This window comes from Herbaspirillum lusitanum, from assembly GCF_026127345.1.
Classification (GTDB): Bacteria; Pseudomonadota; Gammaproteobacteria; order Burkholderiales; family Burkholderiaceae_D; genus Herbaspirillum; species Herbaspirillum lusitanum.
Genome location: NZ_QXFG01000003.1, coordinates 210316 through 233404, shown reverse-complemented (window position 1 = coordinate 233404; position 23089 = coordinate 210316). Strand labels below are relative to the sequence as shown.

Sequence of the window (23089 nt, the reverse complement as noted above, 5' to 3'; positions counted from 1 at the left end):
TTTTTTACAAATTGTTACGCCGCCCGGAGCGGCCGCGCCTGATTGCACCGTTGGTGTCAGGACTCAGTCAGCAACAGCGTGCGCAACGCATCGTAAACTGTTGTCTGCTGATCATGCCGGCAAATCAGATACGTGGTGATGCGGCCTTCTTTTCCTAAAGAATAGGTCGAAAAATTCTGTTGTCCATGCATATTTAATATCGTTCGCGGAACAAATGCGATCCCGGCGCCTGCCGCCACGCATGCCAGCATTGCATGATACGACCCCAGCTCGAGCAGACGCGCCGGCCGACGGCCCTTGATCGTTCCTGAAGCGAACCAGTGTTCGGCGCGCTTGCGATAGGCGCAACCTTGTTCGAACACAATCAGCGTCTCGACTGTGAGGTCGTCCGGGCTCTTCACCCGTGCATGCCCGCGCGGCACCACGATCACCAGTTCTTCCTGGTACAGCGGCGTTGCCACAAAGACATCGTCATCGATGGGGCCGGCCACCAACGCGGCATCCAGCTTGAAAGCACGCACCTGGTCGATCAGCATCTGCGACGCGGACGTGGTCAGTTCCAGCTGCACCTCGGGCCAGCGCTGGTGGAACGCCGCCAGCGGCGCCGGCAAACGGCTGGCGGCGGTGCTTTCCATCGCGCCCACGCGCAACCGGCCGCGCGGTCCTTGCGGCAGCACCGCCTGACGCGCCTCCTGCACCAGACCGAGGATGCGCTCGGAATAATCCAGCAAGATCTCCCCGGCGGGCGTCAGCAACAGACGCTTGCGATCGCGGATGAACAGCGGCACGCCGACCGACTCCTCCAACTGGCGGATGCGGGTGGTGACATTCGACTGCACGCGATGCAGGCGCTCCGCGGCGCGCGTGATGCCGCCCTCGCTGACCACGGCGCGAAAAATTTCAAGTGCGGCAATTTCCATGTCGTTCTCCTGCGGATTGCGGGGGTACATCGCCAACTCCACCAATCCTCGCTTCAATAAATTTCATCAACCATCCCCAAAACAGATGAATCCATTCTTATTATTCATTTTTTAGGATGATAAAGACAAGCTACCATTAGGTCATCAGCAATATTCGCGCAATAACAGAAATGCCGCGGCAAGACGGAGCAAGAACACGCAAAGATGACCGGCATCACCACGGGAAGACATGACTACTCAGCATACGCAGGACACACAAGCCAACCGCAAGACTGCCTTGCGCATCGCCCTTTCCGGGCTGATTGCGCTGTCGGTGGCCATGGGCATTGGCCGCTTCGCCTTCACCCCGCTGCTGCCGATGATGCTGCACGACCAGACCATCGACCTCAATAGCGGCGGCTGGCTGGCGACGTCGAATTACCTCGGCTACTTTATCGGCGCCCTGCTGTGCGCGTTCTGGCGCGGCTTGCCGCCGACGCGCACGATCCGCGCCGGATTGCTCGCGACGGTGCTGCTGACGGCGGGGATGGGCGCCTTCCATTCCCAAGGCCTGTGGCTGCTGCTGCGCCTGTTGTCGGGCATCGCCAGTGCGCTGGTGTTCGTCTACAGCTCGGGCTGGTGCCTGCAGCGACTGGCGCAATTGCAGTTGCCGGCGCTGGGAGGAATCATCTATTCCGGTCCCGGCCTGGGCATCATGCTGACCGGGCTCTCGAGCAGCGCGATGGTAGCCGGCGGCTGGCACGCCGCGGCGGGATGGCTGGCATTCGGCCTGATGGCGGCCCTGCTGACGCTGCTGGTGTGGAAAACCTTCCGCGGTGAAGTCGACCTGCGCGCGGGCGCCGCAGCAACGGGCAGCGCCGGCCAGGGTTACACCGAGCCTGCGGCCGTGACGCGCGAGGTGCGCTGGCAGGTGCTGGCTTACGGCCTGGCCGGCTTCGGCTACATCATCACCGCCACCTTCCTGCCGGTGATTGCGCGCCAGGCTTTGCCCGGTTCATCGTGGCCCGATTTCTTCTGGCCGCTGTTCGGCCTGTGCGTGGCGCTGGGCGCGCTGGGTGCGACGCGCATCCCGGTGCATGCCGACCAGCGCCGGTTGCTGGCGATCAGCTACGTCATGCAGGCGATCGGCGTCATCATCAGCGCGATCCTGCCCAATGAGTTCGGCTTCGCGCTGGGGAGCATCCTGCTGGGCTTGCCGTTCACCGCCATCACGCTGTTCGCCATGCGCGAGGCGCGCCGCCTGCGCAGCCATCACGCGCCCGGGTTGATGGGCCTGATGACCGCTTCCTATGGCATCGGCCAGATCGCCGGGCCGCCGCTGGCGACAAAACTGGTGCATGTCAGCGGCTCGTTCACGCCGTCGCTGTCGATCGCGGCCGCCACGCTGCTGGCCGGCGCCGGGGTGTATGGCTGGCTCGCCACACGTGATCGGACCGGCAAAGTCGCTGCGGCGTAAACACCGGAAGCATGAAAAAAGCGCCGATGCGGTTTCCCGTGCCGGCGCTTTTTTTGCGTGCAAATCAAACGAACATCAGCGGAATGCCGGCTCTCCGAAGCTGCGCAGCTTGCGACTGTGCAATTGCTCGACGCCATGATTGCGCAGCAACTCCAGCGCGCGAATGCCGATCTTCAGATGCTGCGCTACGCGCTGCTCGTAGAAACGATTCGCCATGCCGGGCAGCTTGATTTCGCCGTGTAGAGGCTTGTCCGACACGCACAGCAATGTGCCATAAGGCACGCGGAAGCGGAAACCGTTGGCCGCCACCGTTGCGCTTTCCATGTCAAGCGCGATAGCCCGGCTCTGGCTGAAGCGCAGCAAAGGCGTGCGATGGTCGCGCAGCTCCCAGTTGCGGTCGTCGACCGAAGCCACGGTGCCGGTGCGCATGATGCGCTTGAGCTCGTAGCCCTCCAGTTGCGTGATGCCGGCCACCGCGTCCTGCAAGGCCAGCTGCACTTCCGCCAATGCCGGGATCGGCACCCACAACGGCAGGTCGTCATCCAGCACGTGATCGTCGCGCACGTAAGCGTGCGCCAGTACGTAGTCGCCCATGCGTTGCGACGACGACAGGCCGGCGCAATGACCGAGCATGATCCAGCCGTGCGGACGCAGCACGGCGATATGGTCCGTGATGGTCTTGGCATTGGAAGGTCCGACGCCGATGTTGACCAGCGTGATGCCGGAACCGTCGGAACGCTGCAGATGGTAGGCCGGCATTTGCGGCTGGCGCGCCGGCGCCGTGCCGGAACCGGCCACGCCCTTCATGCCTTCCACATTGGCGTTGGGCGTGGTGACGTTGCCGGGCTCGACGAAGGCGGTGTATTGCTGGCGGTAGGAGCGCAGTTCCGGATCGTCGGTGGCCTGCATCAGTTCGCGTCCCATGCGCACGAATTCATCGACGTAAAACGCATAGTTGGTGAACAGCACATAACGTTGGAAATGCTGAGGCGCGGTCGCCGTGTAATGGCGCAGGCGATGCAGAGAATAGTCGATGCGCGGTCCGGTGAACAACGCCAGCGGATGCACGCCGTCGCGCCAGCCGCCGTTGTCGGCTTCATAGGTGCCGTTGACGATGCGGTCGTCCATCTCGGCCAGGTCGGGCAAGTCGAACACGTCGGGCAGCAAGCGCAGATGTTCGGGATCGAGATCGCCTTCGACGTGGATGCCTTCGGCAAAGGCGAAGTGCACAGGAATCGGCAACTCGCTGACGCCGACCTCGAGCGGCTCCTGGTGATTCTGCAGCAGCAACGTGAATTGGCTCAGCAGGTAATTCTTGAACAGCGTAGGACGCGTCAGCGTGGTCTGGTAAGTTCCAGGCCCGGCGACAAAACCGAACGACTGGCGCGTATCGGTGTGGGTGACTTTCTCGGTGGTGATGCGTACAAAGGGATAGCACGCTCGCACACGGTCCTGCAGCACTTCGCCTTTGGCGAACAGCTTGAAGGCGTCACGGAGGATGGCGGTGTTGCTCTCATAGATTTCGATCACGCGATCGACCGCCGCTTGCGGATCGGTAAATTTTTCGGTCAACAACTTGGCTCCAATCAATTCCGGTTCACGGGTTCACAGATTCACAGGTTCACGGGTCCACGATTAGTCGCCCCGGTTCGGTATGAATCCGACAAGGATTCATCACGGCAACGTCCGATTTCATTGTACCTATATAAACAAAAAGGCCAACTGAATTCCAGAAACTGAGGTCTCGCGCAACGGCCTCGCGTTCATTTCGCCGCTCGTTGCCATTCTTGAATAGAATCAAATATTCCGCATGCTGATTTTTTTCATTCACAAAAATGGGAGGCTGAAAAATTCAAAGTATCGAAACAGCGCGCTGCGTGGTTTCCCACATTCCTTTCAGTATGCAAATGCCGCTCCGAAGACGGTCGATTAGAGTGCAGAAATGGATTTCTCCCGCCCTCAAAGGGCGCATCCCACGCACTCCTTGCGAGCACAAAATCGTCGCCTCACTCCACGCATAAAAATACTTTCAGAAATCCCTCCGCATATCTTCTAAGTAGCTCCAATGAGTGCTATCTTGGCTGCTCTCCGCGCCTCACAAGGGCAAGCTCCGGCGTGCATCTGCTCGCGTCGGAATACATGGAGAAGAGACTAAAAAACATACTTTCATCAAGAGGAACGACATGCATTCCAAAAAAATATTCGGCCAGTTTCTGATCCTGGCCTGTGCCGCCCTGGTCTCCATCGCGCACGCGCAAAAACTTCCCAACGTCATGATCCTGGCAACCGGCGGCACCATCGCCGGCACCGGTGCATCGAGCACCACCACCGTCGGCTACACCGCTGCAAAAATCGGCGTTGAAGCGCTGATCGATGCCGTTCCGGAACTCAAGAAAGTCGCCAACGTCAAGGGCGAGCAGGTGTTCCAGATCGCCAGCGAAAACATGAACAACGACTACTGGCTGAAGCTGTCCAAGCGCGTGAACACGCTGCTGGCGCAAAGCGACGTTGACGGCATCGTGATCACGCACGGCACCGACACCATCGAAGAGACCGCTTACTTCCTCGACCTGACCGTGCACAGCAAGAAGCCGGTGGTGATCGTCGGCTCGATGCGTCCATCGACAGCAATCAGCGCCGACGGCCCGATCAACCTGTACAACGCCGTCCTGCTGGCAGGCAGCCAGGAAGCCATCGGCAAGGGCGTGCTCGTTACGCTGAACGATCAGATCAATGCTGCGCGTGAAGTCACCAAGACCAACACCTCCACGCTGGATACTTTCAAGACGCCTGAACTGGGTTTCCTGGGCTATATCCAGGGCAGCAAGCCATTCTTCTATCGTCAGTCGACCCGCAAGCACACTGTTGATTCCGAATTCGACATTTCGAAGCTGGATGTGCTGCCGCAAGTCGATATCGTCTACGGCTACGCCAACATGAACCCGATCGCGCTGAACGCCTTCGTCGCCGCCGGCGCCAAGGGCATCATCCACGCCGGCGTGGGTGACGGCAGCCTGAACAACATGGTGGCGCCATCGCTGAGCGAAGCACGCAAGAAAGGCGTTGTGATCGTTCGCGCCAGCCGCGTCGGCCAAGGCATCGTGGCGCGCAATGGCGAAGCGGATGACGACAAGCTGGACTTCGTCGTCTCCGACACGCTGAACGCCCAAAAAGCCCGCATCCTGCTGATGCTGGCGCTGACCAAGACCAGCGACACAAAAGAAATCCAGAAGATCTTCTATTCGTATTGATCACTATCTGGTGCAGCAAGAAAAACGGCCCGCAATGCGGGCCGTTTTTCATTGTGCGAAAGGATCGCCGCCAGGCATCAGAATCCCAGCGATTTACCCGCTCCCAGCAGCGTCATCACACCGATGATCGCGAAGATCAGCGCGGCGATGGCATGCACGACGCGCACCGGGATCTTGCCGGCGATACGGTCGCCCAGCAATACGGCCGGCACGTTGGCGATCATCATGCCCAGCGTCGTCCCTGCCACCACCGGCACGAAGGCGTGGTACTGCGCCGCCAATGCGACGGTCGCCACCTGCGTCTTGTCGCCCATCTCCGCCAGGAAAAAGGCAATCACGGTGGTGCCGAACACGCCGAAGCGTGCAAACCTGGCTTCGCTCTCGTCGAACTTGTCGGGAATCAGCGTCCAGATCGCCATGCCGATGAAGGACACGCCGAGAATCCAGCGCATGGTTTCGGGCGAGACCAGCGACGTGATCCATGCTCCGAGCGCGCCGGCAAAGGCATGGTTGGCGATGGTCGACACCAGAACGCCCAGGATGATGGGAATCGGTTTGCGAAATTTTGCAGCGAGGATAAAGGCCAGCAGTTGCGTCTTGTCGCCGATTTCAGCCAAGGCGACTACGCCGGTGGAAATGAGAAATGCATCCAATTGGGGTCTCCATGGCCGGACAAAAATACGATTGACCACGCCTCTCCCCGGCCATTCCGGAGGCAACGTGGTCAAAGGTCTTGTCAAGCTTTTAGGACCGCTTATGCCATGGTCGTGTGGACCAAGTATGTTGACATAAGCCCCTCCTCAGGGCGGAAGGCGACTACTCCCCAATGACCGGCGAATTTTACTCAATTAATTTTTATGCGTCCATAGAAAATACTCAAAGAAGCAGGAACCAAGCGCGGGGATGAGACTCTTTATCAAGTAGCCCTCGGGCCAGCACGACTAACCCGGCGCGAAGCCCCACGCGAGCGCCCTCGTCATGCTAGGATTTCCGCCTTTGCAGCAGCGTCTTCGTTCACCGAATTCAATGATGCGGTCCATTCCCATCTTGTTTCGCGCTGCATCCCCGACCAATCCTTGCTGCATGCAGCATTACTCACTCGACATTTATTGCCCATGATCAATCGACGCACCTTCCTGAGCTCTGCCACCGCGACCGCCGCTCTCGCCGCCCTCGGCATTCCTCCCGAAGCGCTCGCCGCCAATCGCATCAAACTCGGCAACCCTGCGCCCTTCTCGTTCGACGCCCTGATCTCGCAAGTGCGCACGGCCGCGCAGTCGCCCTACAAGCCGCAGAACAAACCGCCGGCCGACATCCTCGACAAGATCGACTACGAGGCGCACGGCAAGATCAAATTCAATACCGACTCATCGCTGTTCGCCAACGGCCCGGGACAATTCCCGGTGACCTTCTTCCATCTCGGCCGCTTCTTCCAGGCGCCGGTGCACATGTACACGCTGGAAGGCTCGGGCAACAACGCCAAGGCGCGCGAAATCCTGTACGACGAAAGCTACTTCGACATGCCGGCCGACAGCCCCGCGCGCAAGCTGCCGCGCGGCAGCGGCTTTGCCGGTTTCCGTTTCCAGGAAAGCCGCAGCGGCGACCAGGCCAAACTCGACTGGCGCAAGAACGACTGGGTCGCCTTCCTCGGCGCCTCTTACTTCCGCGCCATCGGCGACCTGTATCAATACGGTTTGTCGGCACGCGGCATCGCCATCGACGTGGCCCAGGCCGGCAAGCCGGAAGAGTTTCCCAACTTCACGCACTTCTATTTCGAAACGCCGGCCGACAAGAGCGACACCGTCGTGGTGTACGCCGTGCTCGACGGTCCGAGCATCGTCGGCGCCTACAAGTTCATCATGCGCCGCGATGCAGGTGGTATTGCTGGCGTGGTCATGGACGTCGACTGCGCGCTGTTCCTGCGCCAGGACGTGGGACGTCTCGGCATCGCGCCGGCCACCTCGATGCTGTGGTATTCCGAAGCCGTCAAGGGCACTGGCGCCGATTGGCGTCCGGAGGTGCACGACTCCGACGGCCTGGCGATCTGGAACGGCAACGGCGAACACATCTGGCGTCCGCTCAACAACCCGGCGCGCATCACCGCCTCGGCGTTCGGCGACAACAATCCGCGCGGCTTCGGCCTGCTGCAGCGCGACCGCAACTTCGATCATTACCAGGATGGCGTGCATTACGAGCGCCGCCCGAGCCTGTGGGTGGAACCGCTGGGAAGCTGGGGCGAAGGTTCGGTGCAACTGATCGAAATCCCGACCGACGATGAGATCCACGACAACATCGTCGCGATGTGGGTGCCGAAGGCCAAAGCCGCCGCCGGCAGCAGCTATCGCCTGCGCTACCGGCTGCATTGGATGAAGGACGAGCCGTTCCCGTCGCCGCTGGCGCGCTGCGTCGCCACGCGCCTCGGCAACGGCGGCCAGCCGGGCCAGGCGCGGCCGCAAAACGTACGCAAGTTCATGGTCGAATTCAAGGGTGCGCCGCTGGAGAAACTGGCCTTCGGCGAATTGCCCGAAGCCGTACTGTCGTCCTCGCGCGGCAGCTTCTCCTACATCTTCACCGAAGCGGTGCCGAATGGCGTCGCCGGCCACTGGCGCGCGCAGTTCGACCTCACCGTCGACGGCGAGGATCCGGTCGACCTGCGCCTGTACCTGCGCCACAAGAACCAGACGCTCTCGGAAACCTGGCTGTATCAATACCAGCCGTTCAAGACGCGCGGCGTCTACTAACGGCGAGCGGGCGTCCGCCTGACCGCGCCGGAATTCTGCTTCGTTCCGGCGCCGGACAAGAGCGCCGACATCATCCGCGGCCTGCCGTAAGGTCGATCCTGGTCTCGAACAATCTGCGCAGCCAGCGTATCAATCCGCCGATCACCGGTAATTTCTGGAACAGTTCTTCCGCCGCATCCCAGTAGTCGCGATGCAGGACGACCAGGCCTTCCTGGTTGAACTTCAGATGCGTGCCGCCGGCGATGCTGTAGTGCTTTCCCTTGAGCCCGAAATGGAAGACCCAGGTGATGAAGGCCTGATCGCCGGCAACGATGCGCTCATGGATGATGAAATGCGGATGGTCGGTCGTGTCGAACATGTGTTCATATACGGCGATCATCGCGGCGATGCCGCGGATGTCGTTGAACGGATCCTTGAAGTGCACTTCGGGCGCATAGAACTGGCCGATATGGCGCACGCTCTGTCGCGTCAGCGTCACGTACCATTCGGCCAGCGCATCGAGTCGGTCATTTAATCTCATCTCGGTCATGTCATGTGCAGGAAGCGGTGGAACAAGGCAAAGCGCCAGCGATACGGCAACATCTGGATCAGCTTCAGGATACGCGTAAAGCGACGCGGGAAATGGATTTCAAAGCGCCCTTCGGCGATGCCTTTCCAGATTTCGACGGCGGCGGCGGCAGGCGTTTGCATGGCCGGCATGGCGAAGTCGTTTTTCTCCGTCAGGCCGGTCTTCACGAAACCGGGATTGATGAGATAGACATTGATGCCCTTGCTGCGCAGGTCGCTGTAGAGGATTTCCGCCAGATTGATCAGGGCCGCCTTGCCGGGACCGTAGACGCTGGCATTGGGCAGCCCCATGTACCCGGCCACGCTGGCCACCAATGCGATGCCGCCGCTGCCATGCGCCAGCATGCCGGGCAGCACGCTGGACAAAGCCGAGTAGACACTGACCAGATTGGTCTTGATGGTCTGCTCGGCGAGGTCGTCGCTGACTTCCCAACTGCGTTCGGGACGATAATCGGCGGCGCAGAACAACATCAGGTCGACACCGCCGAACGCCGCGCACACCTCGGCATGACGCACGCGCCACGCGGCGTGATCGAGCACGTCGAACGGCAGGATCAAGGCCTTGTCGCTCGTCCCGGCCACAGCATGCAAGGCCTCCCTGCGACGCGCCGAGATCGCCACCTGCGCGCCCATCGCCAGCGCCTGGCGCGCCAGGGCGGCGCCGATGCCGCTGGAGGCGCCGATCAGCCAGATGCGCTTGCCGGTCCAGTCGTGCACCGGCTTGTTCATGGGATTAAACATCGTGGTCTCCGTCAATCCTGCTTGCGAAAGAACAGCGTCACCTGTCCGACTTCCAGCCCGAACTTGCTCATGCTGGTGCGGTTGATCAAGGTGTGCCGGTCCATCTGGTACATCCAGTCATCCATGTGCATTTCGTAAGTCTCGCCGTCGACCGGCAGCAACAAGGTGTAACGCCAGTTCAGCGCATTGCCTGCGGCATGGCCGACCGCTTCGCCGACGACGTCGCCGGCGGTGCCGCGCCAGCTGCCGTCAGCTTGCCTGGTCAGGGTCCAGACGCGCTGTTGCGTAGTGCCGTCGTCATAGCGAAAACGCTCGTCCAGCGTCAGCTCGCCGTCTTGCTCGCTGCCGGTGATCTCGACGTGAAAGCGCTTGACGACCTCGCCGCCGCGTTTCTGGAACATGCCCCATGCCTCGGTCTTGCCGCTGAAGAATTGCACCGGGTCGAACACCGGTTGGTTCTTGGCATAGTGCGAGACGTCGGTGCCGGCGCAAGCGCCGAGCAATAGAAGCAATACGACGGACAGCGACAGCGCTGTAAAACGGCGGATGATTTTCATGAGGAGGTCTCCGGTAAAACAGCAAGGGAATCGGATGCCGGCGCCGTTCTCAGCAACAGCAAGGCCATCAGTTTGAACACGCAGGGAACGGCCGCATACGTCCAGCCCAGTGCAGCATTGCCGCTCATGCCGGGCTGATAGTCGAACAACGCCAGCAGCGGCAACGCAAGGCCCGAGAACGCCAGCGCCAGCTTCGCCAGCAATGTCCAGACGCCGTAATAGGCTGCAGTACTTTCGTTCCTGCCAATCACGTTTGCCAGCAATACCGGCGGCAGGGCCAGGTCGGCGCCCAGCGCCAGACCCGCTGCGACGCACACCGCTCCGTACAACAGAACGTCACCCGCCCCGAGCAACACCGTACCGCCGAAGGCAAGGATCGCCAGCAGCATGCCGATGCGCCAGGCCGGCAATACGCCGACGCGTTGGGCGGCCGCCACCCAGAGCGGCAAGCCGATCGCCGTGGAGATGAAATACGTCGCGAGAAAGCCGCCGGCATAATCCGGCGCCTGCAATCTGTCGTTGATGAAAAACAGCGCCAGCGTGGCCGGAATCGCTACCGACACCGCATTCAGGAAATACGGCAATAGCAACCGTCGAAATCCAGGATTGGATCGCATCGTCGCCACGGCGCTGCGCCAGCCGTCGGCGTGCGCAGCCACCTTGTTCCAGCGCGGCGCCAGCCACAGCAAGGCTGCCAGCGATACCGCCACTGCGACGGCGAAGGCGCCCGAATACAGCGCGAAACCAGCTTGACTGCGGGCGCCGCTCACCATGATGACACCCGGAATCACGCTGGCCAGCACGGCTCCCAGCAAACCCATCAACTCACGCAAGGCGGAAGCCCCGAGCAATCCGCCGGCATCTTCCGACAGGCGCGCACCCCACGCCAGGTAAGCAATATTGAGCATGCTGTGCGCAGTGTAGGCAACGACCAGCATGACGCCCAGCCACGCCAGAAGATAGGCGCCGGAAACACGCACGCTCGCCGGCGGCAACCAGATGCCGAAGAACGCCAGCGCCAGCAACGCGCCGGCGAGCATCATCCACAAGTGCAAACGAGCACCCTGCAATTTGTCGATGCACTGTCCAAGCCAAGGGTCTTGCACGGTATCGACGACTCGCGCCAGGAACAACACCCAGCCTGTGCCTGCCAGCGTCGCGCCAAGATAGGAGCTGTAGTACAGCGGCGCCTGGATATAGACGGGCAAAGCCGACATCGCCAGCGGCAGACCCAGCAGGCCGTAGGCGAAGTAGCGGAGCCGGCTCTCGTTTTTCATTTTTCGGCCCCCAGCAGACGATTGCGCAATTGCGTGTCCCTGGTGCGCGGATCGAGCCAGATGGCGAAGAAAGCACGGGCGAATTCCGCATCGCGCACCTCCGCCAACAAGCGCGTGCGGCTGTAGAAGCGACAACCAATGCCCGGCAGGTAGACGCCGGTAAGCTGATCGCCTTCATTGACGTCGGTGAAAGCACGCGCCATGTCGGCTTCCCAGCGCTGCAATTGTTGGTCGCTGTAACGGCCTTCGGACAGACGGCGGATCTCATCGATGCTGGTCTGCACGATGCGCGTGCGGCTGATGCTGCGTTGATAGGTCAGCTCCAGCGCAAACGGCTGCGCGGGATCGAACGGCGCCGCGGCGCTCCATAGCGCTGCGTCATAGACCTTCAATCCGAACCAGCGCAGTCCCGCACTACCCTGCAGGTGCGCCTGAGGCAGATCGTCGCGCCAGCTCGCGGCCTGTGCAGGCCCCGCCGACAGCGCAGCGACCAGCAAGCAGCGTGCGGCAAAGCCCGTGCAGAACATTGCGCGCAGGAGTCCTGCTCCGGCGAACACGGTCCGGGCCTCCGCTTTTTTGCGGTCAGTTTTTCTGCAACATGAACTGAATGACATCGGTGCGCTCCTCGTCAAAACCTACTTCGCAATAGGCATAGTAGAGTTGCCACAGCCGCATGAAGCGCTCGTCGAATCCCTGCTTCCGAATGGCATCGCGGGCGTGCAGGAAGGAGGCGTTCCAACGGCGCAGCGTCTCCGCATAATCGCGACCGAAACCGTATTGATCGAGCGTCTGCAGGCCGGCCTGGCGCGCCTTGGCGCAGAAGCGTTCCGGACTCGGCAGCATGCCGCCCGGGAAGATGTACTGGCGGATGAAGTCGGACGTGCTGCGGTAGCGTTCAAAGTATTGCTCGGCAATCGTGATCGACTGGATCATGGCGCGGCCGCCCTTCTTCAAGCGTGCCGACACGGTGTCGAAATACTGTTGCCAGAAGCGCTCGCCGACGGCCTCGAACATCTCGATCGACACCACCGCGTCGTACTCGCCTTTCAGGTCACGGTAGTCGCACAGCTCAAGCCGGGCCAACTGATCGAGACCGCGCGCGGCGATACGCTGCTGCGCGACCTGCAACTGCGCAGCCGAGATGGTGACGCCGTGCACGCGGATGCCGCGCGACGCGGCATGCTCGGCAAAACCGCCCCAGCCGCAACCGATTTCCAGCACGTGGTCGCCTGCCTGCAAACCGAGTTGATCGACGATGCGCTGATATTTGCGCGCTTGCGCCGCCTCCAGGCTTTGCCCGTGGTCGCCGTCGAAGATCGCGCTCGAATACGTCCAGCTGTCATCGAGCCACTGATGGTAGAAGGCATTGCCTATGTCGTAATGCGCGTGGATATTCTTGCGGCTGCCGGCGCGCGTATTGGCGCGCATCAGATGCCGCAGGCGATACCACAATCCGGCCAGCTTGCCGCCGAACAGCATGCGCTCCAGTTCCGCCTGGTTGCGCAGGCAAAGGCGCAGCAACGCGCTCAGGTCGGGCGTATCAATCCAGCCGGCGGCATAACTTTCGGCGAAACCGATGTCCCCCGATTGCAGCATGCGGGCGCAGGCGCGCCAGTCGCGAATGACCATGTGCGCGCTGGGCGGCTGATGCAAGTCGCCGAAGGTCAACGCATTGCCATGCGGCGTAGTCAGCTGCAAGTGGCCGTGCGAGAGGCAGTTGAGCAAGCGCAGGAACAGGCGCGTAGCCGGCGGGGCGGAAGTGAAGGCGTCGGCGGGACGCGATGATGTGGACGCCGCAGCTTCGGGCAGGGGTGCGCTGAAGTGCTTCATCTCGGTCGGGTTCACGGTGACATCTCCTTGTTGAAATTGGCGGTCGCAACCGCGCTGTCCGCCGGACGGACGGGTTTGCGAAAAAACGGCACGCGCTTGCACCAGAGTTTCCAGGCCTGCCAATGGATTTTTGCGACGATGCCGAAGGTCAGGAAGGGTTGCGTCAGCAGCGCGCGCAACGCCGCCGCTGAGGTCATTGCCTGCAAGCGGCCGCCGACGGTGGTGTGGATCAATACGCCGGCGCTGTCCGGGTTGTCGGCGCCGTCGTCATAATCGATACCGATCAACGTGGTGGTTGCCGTGTCGCGAAAGCGAAACCGGTAGCTGCCACGCACTTCGCAAAACGGCGACACATGCATGGCCTTGGCGCAGACCAGGCGCGTGTCGGGCGTAATCGCCTTGCGTTCGCTGTCGGCCAGCAAATAACGATGCGTTTCGCCGAAGGTGTTGTTCACTTCGGCCAGCACGGCGCGCAAGGCGCCGGCGCCGTCATGGCACAGCCAGAAACTGACCGGGTTGAACACGAAGCCGAACAGCCGCGGAAAGGTCTGCAGCCAGATTTCACCATCGCAAGGCAAACCTGCATCCGCCAGTTGCGCGCGCATCCAGCCGTCCAGGTCGCTGCCGTCGCGCGGACCGTAGTCGCGTGTCCTCAGCGACATCAGCCGCAGGCGATCGACGCCGAACCAGGCATTGTTCGCTTCGGACAGCCGCGCCAGATTCAGGCGCACATAAAACACCGGGTAGACGAAGCGGTGCTGCGCCGGGCGCAGCCGCTCGTGCATGACGTGGCCACGAACGATATAGGCCGGTGCGCGCGGGTTCGTCATGCTCAAACCTTCGCCCATGACGGTGCGGCACTGAAATCGGCTGCTACGCGCAGAGCCGATTTCAACCCGTCTTCATGGAAGCCATAACCGGTCCAGGCGCCTGCGAACCAGGTGCGCCGTTTTCCCTGGATCGAAGCCAAGGTGTGTTGCGCAGAAATAGCCGCCTGATCGAATATCGGATGATCGTAGTCGAACCTGGCAATCGTCTTGCCGGCGGCAGGCGGCGAGAACGGATTGAGGGTCACCATCACCGCGCTCTTGCACGGCAAGGCTTGCAATTGATTGAGCCAGTAGCTGACGCACACCGCGCGTGCGCCGTCCTGCGCCGCAGAAGCCGCGCCCAGGTAATTCCAGGAAGACCAGACCTTGCGCCGCTGCGGCATCAGCGACAGATCGGTATGCAAGTAGGCGGTGTTGGCCTGATACCGTACTGCCGACAACAGGGCGCGTTCCTCGGCATCGGCGTCGGTGAGCATGCGCAAGGTATCCGGGGCATGCGTGGCGAACACCACGCTGTCGAACCGTTCGGACCCGTCATGCGTGCGAACGGTTACCCCTGCGTCGTCGCGCAGCACGTCCACTACTTTCGTGTTGAGCCGCACCGCCGGCAACGTCGCCGTGATCTTCCTGACGTATTCGCGGGCGCCGCCTTTGACCGTTCGCCATTGCGGCCGATCATTGACCTGCAACAGCCCGTGATTGAGGCAGAAACGCAGGAAGGTGGCCGCAGGGAATTGCAAAATATCCGCCGGCGCGCTCGACCAGATTGCCGCTGCCATCGGCAGCAGATAAGCATCGCGGAACATGGCGCCGTAGCTGCCTGCCGCAAGCAGCTGTTCCAGCGATAGGGGTGAAACAAGGCTGGCGGCGAGATTGCTTTCCGCCGCGCGATTGAAGCGCAGGATATCCCGCAACATGCCCAGGAAAGCCGGCGACATCACTCTGCGGCGCTGAGCAAAGACGGTGTCGAGACTGGTACCGGCCCATTCGAATCGGCCGCCGTCCAGCGACACGCCAAACGACATGTCGGTGGCATAACTGTCGACGCCGAGTTCGTCGAGCAATGCGATCAGATTCGGATAAGTGGCTTCGTTGAAGACCAGGAATCCGGTATCGACCGGAAAGGTCCGGCCTTCCAGCGTCGCATCCACGGTATTGGCGTGGCCGCCGATATAGCCGCCGGCCTCGTACACCACGACGTCGTGCCGGCGGGCAAGGAAATACGCGCTTGCAAGGCCGGATATGCCGGCCCCGATTACTGCGATTTTTTGCCTGGCTTGCGTCATTGCCTGCCTTCCCTGTCGTTTTTGTAGTGTATGTGCCATGTTCGCGGCATTCGCGCGCTGCTGGTTTTGCTGGATTTGCCAGTTCGGTGCTAAGATTACTACCAATACAAAATAAAATCTACCAATTAGTAACTAAAGCTACCAATGAGTATTTTTGGAAAATTAAGTTTCAAGGATCAAGCCTTCAAGCTGCGTGAGAACGCCATCCTCGATGCGGCCACGTCGGTACTGGGCGCCAAGGGTTACGACCTGATGACCATGGACGACGTCGCCGGTGCGGTAGGGATTTCCAAACCCAGCCTGTACAAGCATTTCAAATCGAAGGAAGACCTGGTGGGCGAAGCGCTGATCCGCCTGATCGACGGCGCGGTGGATTATCTGGCGCAACTCGATGACGCGCTCAGCCCGAAGAGCAAGCTGGCGGCGTTGCTGGAATGGGCCCTGCGCGTGCGGCTGGACGGCGGCTTGCCGTTCCTGCCGTCGACCAGCGCGCATGTGCGCGACATGCTCATGCGCAATCTCAAGTATGTGACGCGCGTGCTCAAGCTCAACGGCCAGATCGAAAAGCTGGTGCTGGCGGCGCAGAAGAACGGCGAACTCGACGCGGCGCTGCCGAGCGACGTCATCCTGTTCAGTTATTACGCCCGCACCTGCGATCCGGCGGTGGAATACCTGCAGCGCTTCAGCAAGATGAGCAATGAAGATATCGTGCAGCACATGTTGCAGGTGGCGTTCGAGGGCTTCCATCCGGCGCGCTGACTATCCTTAGGCCCAATAAAAAAACCGGCGCTCTTGCGAGGGCCGGCTTTTTGTCGGGCGGAAAGAATCGCTCAGAACGGGATGTCGTCATCCATGTCCGAGAAATTCGGCGCCGGGCGAGCTGCCGCCGGCGCGCGCGCCGCGCCGCCACTTGCGCCACCGCCCGAACTCTGACGCGCCGGAGCACTACCACCGCCGCCACCGCCGCCGTAGCTGCCGCCGCCATCATCCATCGACGCGCCGCCGCCCATGCCCTGGCGGCTGCCCAGCATTTGCATGGTGTCGGCGATGATTTCGGTGGTGTATTTTTCCACGCCGTCCTTGTCGGTCCACTTGCGCGTTTGCAGGCGGCCTTCGACGTAGACTTGCGACCCCTTCTTCAGGTACTGGCCGGCGATTTCCGCCAGCTTGCGATAGAAGGTGATGCGGTGCCATTCAGTGAGTTCTTTCTTTTCACCGCTGTTCTTGTCTTTCCAGCTTTCGGTCGTGGCGACGGCGACGTTGGTGACGGCTTCGCCATTGGGCATGTAGCGCGTTTCCGGGTCGCGCCCGAGGTTGCCGACGATGATGACTTTATTGACCGATGCCATTGTTTCTCCTGGATTTCACTAAATTTGATAACTGATTTGATACCTAAGCCGTTGCGCTTGCGGGGTGGGCGCCGCGGCGCGGCAGATTTTTCATGTTAGACGCGATTATAAGCCAGGTCAGTGTTGCCACAGCACACATTACGAACACCGAGGGCGCGCCTGCATATTGTTTCAGCCATCCGCCCAAGGCGCCGCCGCAGAACAGGCCGAGCGCTTGCAGCGTATTGTAGACGCCCAGCGCCGTGCCTTTGGCGGCGGCCGGGGCGATGCGCGACACCAGCGACGGTTGGCAGGCTTCGAGGATGTTGAACGCGATGAAGAAAGCGAACAACAGGAACACCAGCACCCACCAATGCGCGGCGAAATGCGCCAAGGTCGCCCACATGCCGACCTGCACCAGCAGCAGCAAGGAAATCGCGGCGACAAACACCTGTTTCATCAAGCCGCGCTTTTCACCGATGAACACTGGCGGCAGCATGAAAATGAACGAGGCCAGCACCACCGGCAGATAAATCTTCCAATGTTCGGCCACCGGCAAACCGGCATATTGCACCAGCGCGGCGGGCAACACCACGAACATTGCCATCTGCGTCATGTGCAATGCGAACACGCCGAAGTTCAGGCGCATCAGTTCGCCATGGCGCAGCACTTCGCCCAGTGGCACACGACGCGCCTTGACCATCGGCGCATCGGGCACCACGAACAGCACCACGCCGATGGCGGCCAGCGCCAGTACGCCGGTGAGCCCGAAGATGCCGCCCATGCCGATCGCTTCATACAACAACGGCGACGCCACCAGCGATAGCGCGAAGGTCAGGCCGATGGAGCCGCCCACCATTGCCATGGCTTTGGTGCGATGTTCTTCACGCGTCGAATCGGCGATGAAAGCCGTCACCGCCGCCGAAATCGCGCCGGCGCCCTGGATCGCGCGGCCGGCGATGACCCAGCCGATATCCTGCGCACCGGCAGCGACGAAAGAGCCCAGCGCAAACAATACCAATCCCACAACGATGACGCGCTTGCGGCCATATTTGTCGGACGCCATGCCAAACGGAATCTGGCCAAACGATTGCGCCAGGCCGTAGATGCCCATGGCGAGTCCGACCATGGCCGCGCTTTCACCGCCCGACATGCCTTTGGCGTGGACCGCGAACACCGGCAGAATCAGGAACAGTCCGAGCATGCGCAAGGCGAAAATCGACGCCAGCGAGGCGCTGGCGCGGACTTCGGCGCCGGACATGCCGGCTTTCTGTGCAGATTCGGTGAGATTGGCGTTCATGATGGAAGTGACGTGGCTGCACATGCTGCCGGAATAAGGTCCGGATCGACAGCGTGCGTTGGCGGTTACCCAAACCCGGTATGTTAGCAGCAAACAAATCCAGCCCCGCTTTTTCTGCGTGTGTTCGCCCCACAAAGCACCATCTGGAATTTACCGAAAATTTCATGTTTCGTTTTGTAACGCAATGTTTCCGGCCTGACGATTATGTAACAATAGACGGTTACCCATCCCAGCCCGTTGCTCGTATTCAATTTTATGCTTTCGCCTGTCCGCTCGCCCTACCTGACGCCACTCCAGCAGCACCTTTCAGCGAGGTGGGCATGGTTGCTCCTGGCGGCCGTGGGGTGTTCCTACTTGCTTCCAGGCATCTTCGGGCACGGCCCCTGGAAACAGGACGAAGCCTACAGCTTCGGCATGATCCATCACATGCTCACCAGCGGCGACTATCTGGTACCGACCAACGCCGGCGCGCCCTTCATGGAAAAACCGCCGCTCTACTACTGGACCGCGGCGTTGTTCGCCGCGGCGCTGCATCCCTGGCTCAGCTATGCCGACGGCGCACGCGTGGCGTCGGTGTTCTTCATGCTGGTCACACTGCTGTTCGTGGCGCGGATTGCCCGTGCCGCATGGAACGAAGACGGCTTCCTGAGCGCGCGCGTGCTCGGCACGCTGGCACTGTTCGCCGGCACGGTCGGCATGATCAAGCATGCGCATGACATGTTCACCGATGTTGCACTGGTCTGCGGCGGCGCAATTGCCATGTACGGGCTGTTGCACATTGCGCTCAACGAACAGCGTAAAACGCCGCGACTATCGGCGGCGCTCTGGTTCGGCCTCGGCGTCGGCATTGCGGAAATGTCCAAGGGCCTGTTCGTCCCGGTCATCTACGCTGCCACCGCCTTGCTGGTCGGCTTGCTGGTGCGCGAATGCCGTTGCCGTTCCTACCTGCGCATGGTCGGCCTGGCCGTGCTGGTGTCGCTGCCGTTCTTCCTCATCTGGCCGGTGCTGCTGGCGCAGCATTCCATGCCGCTGTTCATGGAATGGTTCTGGGACAACAACGTCGGCCGTTTCCTGGGGTTCTCCGTCAAGAAGCTCGGCTCAGACAACGACCACACCGTGATCTTCCGCGCGCTGACCGGCTTTGCCCTGCCGGGCGCGCCGCTGGCGGCGCTGGCGATTGCCGGAGGCGAATGGCGCAAGATCCGTCAGCCGCGCGTGGCGATTCCCGTGGCGTTCACGGCGGTTTGCATCACCCTTTTGCTGATGTCGGCCACCGCACGCCAGTTGTATCTGCTCCCGTTGATCCTGCCGCTGTGCGTGCTGGGTTCGGCCGCCATCGATCGCCTTCCGGATTGGGCTCACCTCGGCTGGGACTGGTTTGCGCGCTTGTTTTTTGGTGCAATGACCGCACTTGTATGGACGATCTACGTGATTTCCATCGGTCCGGTCGAGCACCATCACTATTTGTCTTACCTCGGCAGATGGTTGCCGCTCGGCTTCATCACGCCGCTGCAACCGCTGGCGCTGGGTGCGGCGACCATGATGACGCTGGGCTGGCTGTGTTGCCTGCCGCGCCTGAAGCAATGCGGCAAGTGGCGCGGCGCACTAAGCTGGTTTGCCGGCCTGACGCTGATGTGGGGCGTGACTTATACGCTGCTGTTGCCGTGGGGCGATTTCGCCAAGAGTTTTGAATATGTCTATGCGCGCCTGTCGGAACGATTGAAACCGGAGTGGCGCGACGGCGATTGCATGGCCAGTATCGGCCTCGGTGAATCGGAAGCGCCGATGCTGTTCTATTACACCGGCATCCTCCACCAGCCCGTCGACAAGATCCTCAGGACCGACTGCCGCTGGACCATTGTCCAGACGCCGTTCGGCACCGGCCTGCCGGCGGGCGAGTGGACGCATTTCTGGCAAGGTTCGCGCGACGGCGACGACCAACAGACGTTCAACGTCTATCGGCGCAACACGCCAGCTGCAGCCGCGATGCATCACGAAATCACGAAGTAACGCCAGGATCTTTCCCAGCCCGCCGGCCCAGCCGTAAATGGTGAGTCCTGATATAGTAATAGGTTGATCCTCCATTCAATGTTCATATGAACAACGGATGGAAAACTTACGCTGAAGGCATCCATGGAAGAAATTCGCATTCGCGGCGCACGCACGCACAATCTGAAGAACATCAGCCTCGACTTACCCCGCAACAAACTGATCGTGATCACCGGCTTGTCCGGCTCGGGCAAGTCGTCGCTGGCGTTCGACACGCTGTATGCAGAAGGCCAGCGCCGCTATGTCGAGTCGCTGTCGTCCTATGCGCGCCAGTTCCTGCAACTGATGGAAAAGCCCGACGTCGACCTGATCGAAGGCCTGTCGCCGGCGATCTCGATCGAGCAGAAAGCGACCTCGCACAATCCGCGCTCGACCGTCGGCACCGTCACCGAAATCCACGACTATCTGCGCCTGCTGTACGCACGCGTGGGTACGCCTTATTGCCCCGACCATCCGGAAAACCCGCTGGCCGCGCAATCGGTGTCGCAGATGGTCGACGCCGTTCTGGCCATGCCGGAAGACACCAAGCTGATGATCCTGGCGCCGGTCGTGGCCAACCGCAAGGGCGAGCACGTCGACCTGTTCGAGCAGATGCAGGCGCACGGCTTCGTGCGCTTCCGCATCCAGAGCGGCACCGGCACGGCCAAGGTCTATGAAATCGATGACCTGCCCAAGCTGAAGAAAACCGAAAAGCACACCATCGACGTCGTCATCGACCGCGTCAAGGTCAAGGAAGACATCAAGCAGCGCCTGGCGGAAAGTTTTGAAACCGCGCTGCGCATCGCCGATGGCCGCGCCATTGCGCTGGAGATGGATACCGCCAAGGAACATCTCTACTCCAACAAATTCGCCTGTCCGACTTGCGGCTATTCGCTGCAGGAACTGGAGCCACGCCTGTTCTCGTTCAACAATCCGATGGGCGCCTGCCCGGAATGCGACGGCCTGGGCCATATCGAGTTCTTCGATCCGAAGCGCATCGTCGCCTTCCCGAACCTGTCGCTGGCCAGCGGCGCGATCAAGGGCTGGGATCGCCGCAACCAATTCTACTTCCAGATGCTGTCGAACCTGGCGGCGTTCTATGAATTCGACATCGACATTCCGTTCGAGCAATTGCCGGAAAAATCCCAGCAAGTGATCCTGTACGGTTCCGGCCGCCAGACTATTCCTTTCACCTATGTGAACGAACGCGGCCGCACCGTCATACGCGAGCACACCTTCGAAGGCGTGGTCACCAATTTGCAGCGCCGCTATCGCGAAACCGATTCGATGGCGGTCAAGGAAGAACTGGCCAAGTTCATCAACGAAAAAGAATGTCCATCCTGCGCTGGCGCGCGCCTGCGCGTGGAAGCGCGTTTCGTCAAGATCGGCGCCGGTCGCCAGCAGCGCGCGATTTATGAAGTCGCCGCGACGCCGCTGCGCGAGACCTTGTCGTTCTTCGAGAACCTGAAACTCACCGGCGCCAAGAAAGAAATCGCCGATCGCATCATCAAGGAAATCATCTCGCGCCTGAAATTCCTCAATAACGTCGGCCTCGATTATCTGTCGCTGGAGCGCAGCGCCGATACGCTGTCCGGCGGCGAAGCGCAGCGCATCCGCCTGGCCTCGCAGATCGGCTCCGGCCTGACCGGCGTCATGTACGTGCTGGACGAGCCGTCGATCGGCCTGCATCAGCGCGACAACGATCGCCTGATCGGCACGCTCAAGCACCTGCGCGACATCGGCAACAGCGTGCTGGTGGTGGAACACGACGAAGACGCCATCCGCACCGCCGATTACGTGGTCGACATGGGTCTGGGCGCCGGCGTGCATGGCGGCGACATCATCGCCCAGGGCACGTTGGAAGACATCCTCAAGAGCAAGAAATCGCTGACCGCAAAATACCTCAACGGCTCGCTGGAAATCAGCGTACCGAAGAAGCGCGTGCAGCCCGATCCGGAACGCCAGCTGACCATCACCGGCGCCACCGGCAACAACCTCAAGAACGTCAGCTTCGACCTGCCGGTCGGCCTGCTGACTTGCGTGACCGGGGTGTCCGGTTCGGGCAAATCGACGCTGGTCAACGACACGCTGTACCTGGCGGCGTCGCGCCACCTGTACGGTTCGCAGACCGAACCTGCAGAACATGAATCGATCAGCGGCCTGGAACATTTCGACAAGGTGATCTCGGTCGACCAGGCGCCGATCGGTCGCACCCCACGTTCGAATCCGGCGACTTACACCGGCCTGTTCACACCGATCCGCGACCTGTTCGCCACCGTGCCTGCCGCCAAGGAGCGCGGCTACAGCGCCGGGCGTTTCTCGTTCAACGTCAAGGGCGGCCGCTGCGAAGCCTGCCAGGGCGACGGCGTGATCAAGGTCGAGATGCACTTCCTGCCGGACGTCTACGTTCCCTGCGACGTCTGCCACGGCAAGCGCTACAACCGCGAAACCCTGGAAGTCCAATACAAGGGCAAGAACATCACCGAAATCCTCGAGATGACGGTGGAAGACGCGCATACCTTCTTCCTGCCGGTGCCGCTGATCGCGCGCAAGCTGCAAACCCTGCTCGACGTCGGCCTCGGCTACATCAAGCTGGGCCAGAGCGCGACCACGCTGTCGGGCGGTGAGGCGCAGCGCGTCAAACTGTCGCTGGAACTGTCCAAACGCGATACCGGGCGTACGCTGTACATCCTGGACGAGCCGACTACCGGCCTGCATTTCCACGATATCGACCTGTTGCTGAAAGTGATACATCGCCTGCGCGACCAGGGCAATACCTTGGCCATCATCGAACACAATCTCGACGTCATCAAGACCGCCGACTGGGTCATCGATCTCGGTCCCGAAGGTGGCGCCGGCGGCGGCAAGATCATCGCCGTCGGTTCCCCCGAAGACATCGCCAGGAACCCGGAAAGCATCACCGGTCATTACCTGGCGCCGCTGTTGAAAAAGAAGAAGTAGCAGGAAAGACCCAAGG

General features: G+C 61.2%; 19 protein-coding genes and 1 riboswitch. Of the genes, 6 read left to right on the top strand and 13 right to left on the bottom strand.

Translation table 11 applies throughout. The annotated features are described in order from the left end of the window. Positions 1–56: 56 nt before the first annotated feature. Positions 57–920, bottom strand: coding sequence for a LysR family transcriptional regulator (locus DXT88_RS02320; RefSeq protein WP_016832834.1), 864 nt, complete (start codon positions 918–920; stop codon positions 57–59). A 229-nt stretch (positions 921–1149) separates the two neighbouring features. Here DXT88_RS02320 and DXT88_RS02315 point away from each other — a divergent pair, with 229 nt between their 5' ends. Beyond that, on the top strand, positions 1150–2376 hold the full coding sequence (locus DXT88_RS02315) for a YbfB/YjiJ family MFS transporter (protein WP_265211428.1): 1227 nt from the start codon (positions 1150–1152) through the stop codon (positions 2374–2376). Positions 2377–2451: 75 nt separating this feature from the next. Here the strand turns inward: DXT88_RS02315 and DXT88_RS02310 are convergent, their stop codons facing one another. Further along, a complete protein-coding gene (locus DXT88_RS02310; protein WP_265211427.1) occupies positions 2452–3951 on the bottom strand; it encodes an AMP nucleosidase in 1500 nt (499 codons plus the stop codon). A 608-nt stretch (positions 3952–4559) separates the two neighbouring features. Between DXT88_RS02310 and DXT88_RS02305 the strand changes: the two genes are divergently transcribed. Then, entirely contained in the window at positions 4560–5627 is a 1068-nt protein-coding gene (locus DXT88_RS02305) for a type II asparaginase (protein WP_265211426.1), read from the top strand. A gap of 77 nt (positions 5628–5704) precedes the next feature. On the opposite strand, the gene DXT88_RS02300 is transcribed toward DXT88_RS02305, so the two are convergent. Then, positions 5705–6280 (bottom strand): TMEM165/GDT1 family protein, encoded by a 576-nt coding sequence (locus tag DXT88_RS02300; protein WP_016832830.1) that lies wholly within the window; start codon positions 6278–6280, stop codon positions 5705–5707. A gap of 4 nt (positions 6281–6284) precedes the next feature. Next, a riboswitch (yybP-ykoY riboswitch) is annotated at positions 6285–6464 on the bottom strand. 278 nt (positions 6465–6742) lie between these two features. Between DXT88_RS02300 and DXT88_RS02295 the strand changes: the two genes are divergently transcribed. After that, positions 6743–8368, top strand: coding sequence for a glucan biosynthesis protein (locus DXT88_RS02295; RefSeq protein ID WP_265211425.1), 1626 nt, complete (start codon positions 6743–6745; stop codon positions 8366–8368). A gap of 70 nt (positions 8369–8438) precedes the next feature. Here the strand turns inward: DXT88_RS02295 and DXT88_RS02290 are convergent, their stop codons facing one another. From DXT88_RS02290 to DXT88_RS02255, 8 genes are read right to left on the bottom strand one after another with little or no spacing between them, the layout of a single operon-like run. Then, positions 8439–8897, bottom strand: a complete 459-nt coding sequence (locus DXT88_RS02290) for a nuclear transport factor 2 family protein (RefSeq protein WP_016832828.1) — start codon at positions 8895–8897, stop codon at positions 8439–8441. Then, positions 8894–9676 (bottom strand): SDR family NAD(P)-dependent oxidoreductase, encoded by a 783-nt coding sequence (locus DXT88_RS02285; RefSeq protein ID WP_265211424.1) that lies wholly within the window; start codon positions 9674–9676, stop codon positions 8894–8896. The genes DXT88_RS02290 and DXT88_RS02285 overlap by 4 nt, the downstream gene beginning before the upstream one ends. An 11-nt stretch (positions 9677–9687) precedes the next feature. Further along, entirely contained in the window at positions 9688–10233 is a 546-nt protein-coding gene (locus tag DXT88_RS02280; RefSeq protein WP_265211423.1) for a DUF3833 domain-containing protein, read from the bottom strand. Then, the gene (locus DXT88_RS02275; protein WP_265211422.1) at positions 10230–11510 is read right to left on the bottom strand and encodes an MFS transporter; all 1281 of its coding nucleotides are present in this window, start codon (positions 11508–11510) and stop codon (positions 10230–10232) included. Before DXT88_RS02275 ends, DXT88_RS02280 begins: the two co-directional genes overlap by 4 nt. Continuing rightward, on the bottom strand, positions 11507–12067 hold the full coding sequence (locus DXT88_RS02270) for a chalcone isomerase family protein (RefSeq protein ID WP_265211421.1): 561 nt from the start codon (positions 12065–12067) through the stop codon (positions 11507–11509). The genes DXT88_RS02275 and DXT88_RS02270 overlap by 4 nt, the downstream gene beginning before the upstream one ends. Before the next feature lie 25 nt (positions 12068–12092). Beyond that, positions 12093–13355, bottom strand: a complete 1263-nt coding sequence (locus DXT88_RS02265) for an SAM-dependent methyltransferase (RefSeq protein WP_265211420.1) — start codon at positions 13353–13355, stop codon at positions 12093–12095. Next, a complete protein-coding gene (locus DXT88_RS02260) occupies positions 13352–14170 on the bottom strand; it encodes a DUF1365 domain-containing protein (protein WP_265211419.1) in 819 nt (272 codons plus the stop codon). Before DXT88_RS02260 ends, DXT88_RS02265 begins: the two co-directional genes overlap by 4 nt. A 2-nt stretch (positions 14171–14172) precedes the next feature. After that, positions 14173–15456, bottom strand: coding sequence for an NAD(P)/FAD-dependent oxidoreductase (locus tag DXT88_RS02255; RefSeq protein WP_265211418.1), 1284 nt, complete (start codon positions 15454–15456; stop codon positions 14173–14175). A gap of 144 nt (positions 15457–15600) precedes the next feature. Here DXT88_RS02255 and DXT88_RS02250 point away from each other — a divergent pair, with 144 nt between their 5' ends. Continuing rightward, positions 15601–16215 (top strand): TetR/AcrR family transcriptional regulator, encoded by a 615-nt coding sequence (locus tag DXT88_RS02250; protein WP_016832820.1) that lies wholly within the window; start codon positions 15601–15603, stop codon positions 16213–16215. Positions 16216–16286: 71 nt separating this feature from the next. Here DXT88_RS02250 and ssb read toward each other — a convergent pair whose 3' ends face one another. After that, the gene (ssb, locus tag DXT88_RS02245) at positions 16287–16805 is read right to left on the bottom strand and encodes a single-stranded DNA-binding protein (RefSeq protein WP_265211417.1); all 519 of its coding nucleotides are present in this window, start codon (positions 16803–16805) and stop codon (positions 16287–16289) included. 43 nt (positions 16806–16848) lie between these two features. Then, positions 16849–18045 (bottom strand): MFS transporter, encoded by a 1197-nt coding sequence (locus DXT88_RS02240; protein WP_407649263.1) that lies wholly within the window; start codon positions 18043–18045, stop codon positions 16849–16851. A 393-nt stretch (positions 18046–18438) separates the two neighbouring features. Here DXT88_RS02240 and DXT88_RS02235 point away from each other — a divergent pair, with 393 nt between their 5' ends. After that, complete coding sequence (locus DXT88_RS02235) at positions 18439–20094, top strand: ArnT family glycosyltransferase (RefSeq protein WP_321161094.1); 1656 nt, start codon at positions 18439–18441, stop codon at positions 20092–20094. Between the two features lie 123 nt (positions 20095–20217). Continuing rightward, a complete protein-coding gene (gene uvrA, locus DXT88_RS02230; protein ID WP_265211414.1) occupies positions 20218–23073 on the top strand; it encodes an excinuclease ABC subunit UvrA in 2856 nt (951 codons plus the stop codon). The last annotated feature ends 16 nt before the right edge of the window (positions 23074–23089 follow it).

Coding starts and splice junctions, on each gene's coding strand:
- DXT88_RS02320 (WP_016832834.1), bottom strand. CDS start 920: ATGGAAATTGCCGCACTTGAAATTTTTCGCGCCGTGGTCAGCGAGGGC.
- DXT88_RS02315 (WP_265211428.1), top strand. CDS start 1,150: ATGACTACTCAGCATACGCAGGACACACAAGCCAACCGCAAGACTGCC.
- DXT88_RS02305 (WP_265211426.1), top strand. CDS start 4,560: ATGCATTCCAAAAAAATATTCGGCCAGTTTCTGATCCTGGCCTGTGCC.
- DXT88_RS02295 (WP_265211425.1), top strand. CDS start 6,743: ATGATCAATCGACGCACCTTCCTGAGCTCTGCCACCGCGACCGCCGCT.
- DXT88_RS02290 (WP_016832828.1), bottom strand. CDS start 8,897: ATGACCGAGATGAGATTAAATGACCGACTCGATGCGCTGGCCGAATGG.
- DXT88_RS02285 (WP_265211424.1), bottom strand. CDS start 9,676: ATGTTTAATCCCATGAACAAGCCGGTGCACGACTGGACCGGCAAGCGC.
- DXT88_RS02280 (WP_265211423.1), bottom strand. CDS start 10,233: ATGAAAATCATCCGCCGTTTTACAGCGCTGTCGCTGTCCGTCGTATTG.
- DXT88_RS02275 (WP_265211422.1), bottom strand. CDS start 11,510: ATGAAAAACGAGAGCCGGCTCCGCTACTTCGCCTACGGCCTGCTGGGT.
- DXT88_RS02260 (WP_265211419.1), bottom strand. CDS start 14,170: ATGACGAACCCGCGCGCACCGGCCTATATCGTTCGTGGCCACGTCATG.
- DXT88_RS02255 (WP_265211418.1), bottom strand. CDS start 15,456: ATGACGCAAGCCAGGCAAAAAATCGCAGTAATCGGGGCCGGCATATCC.
- DXT88_RS02250 (WP_016832820.1), top strand. CDS start 15,601: ATGAGTATTTTTGGAAAATTAAGTTTCAAGGATCAAGCCTTCAAGCTG.
- ssb (WP_265211417.1), bottom strand. CDS start 16,805: ATGGCATCGGTCAATAAAGTCATCATCGTCGGCAACCTCGGGCGCGAC.
- DXT88_RS02240 (WP_407649263.1), bottom strand. CDS start 18,045: ATGTCCGGCGCCGAAGTCCGCGCCAGCGCCTCGCTGGCGTCGATTTTC.
- uvrA (WP_265211414.1), top strand. CDS start 20,218: ATGGAAGAAATTCGCATTCGCGGCGCACGCACGCACAATCTGAAGAAC.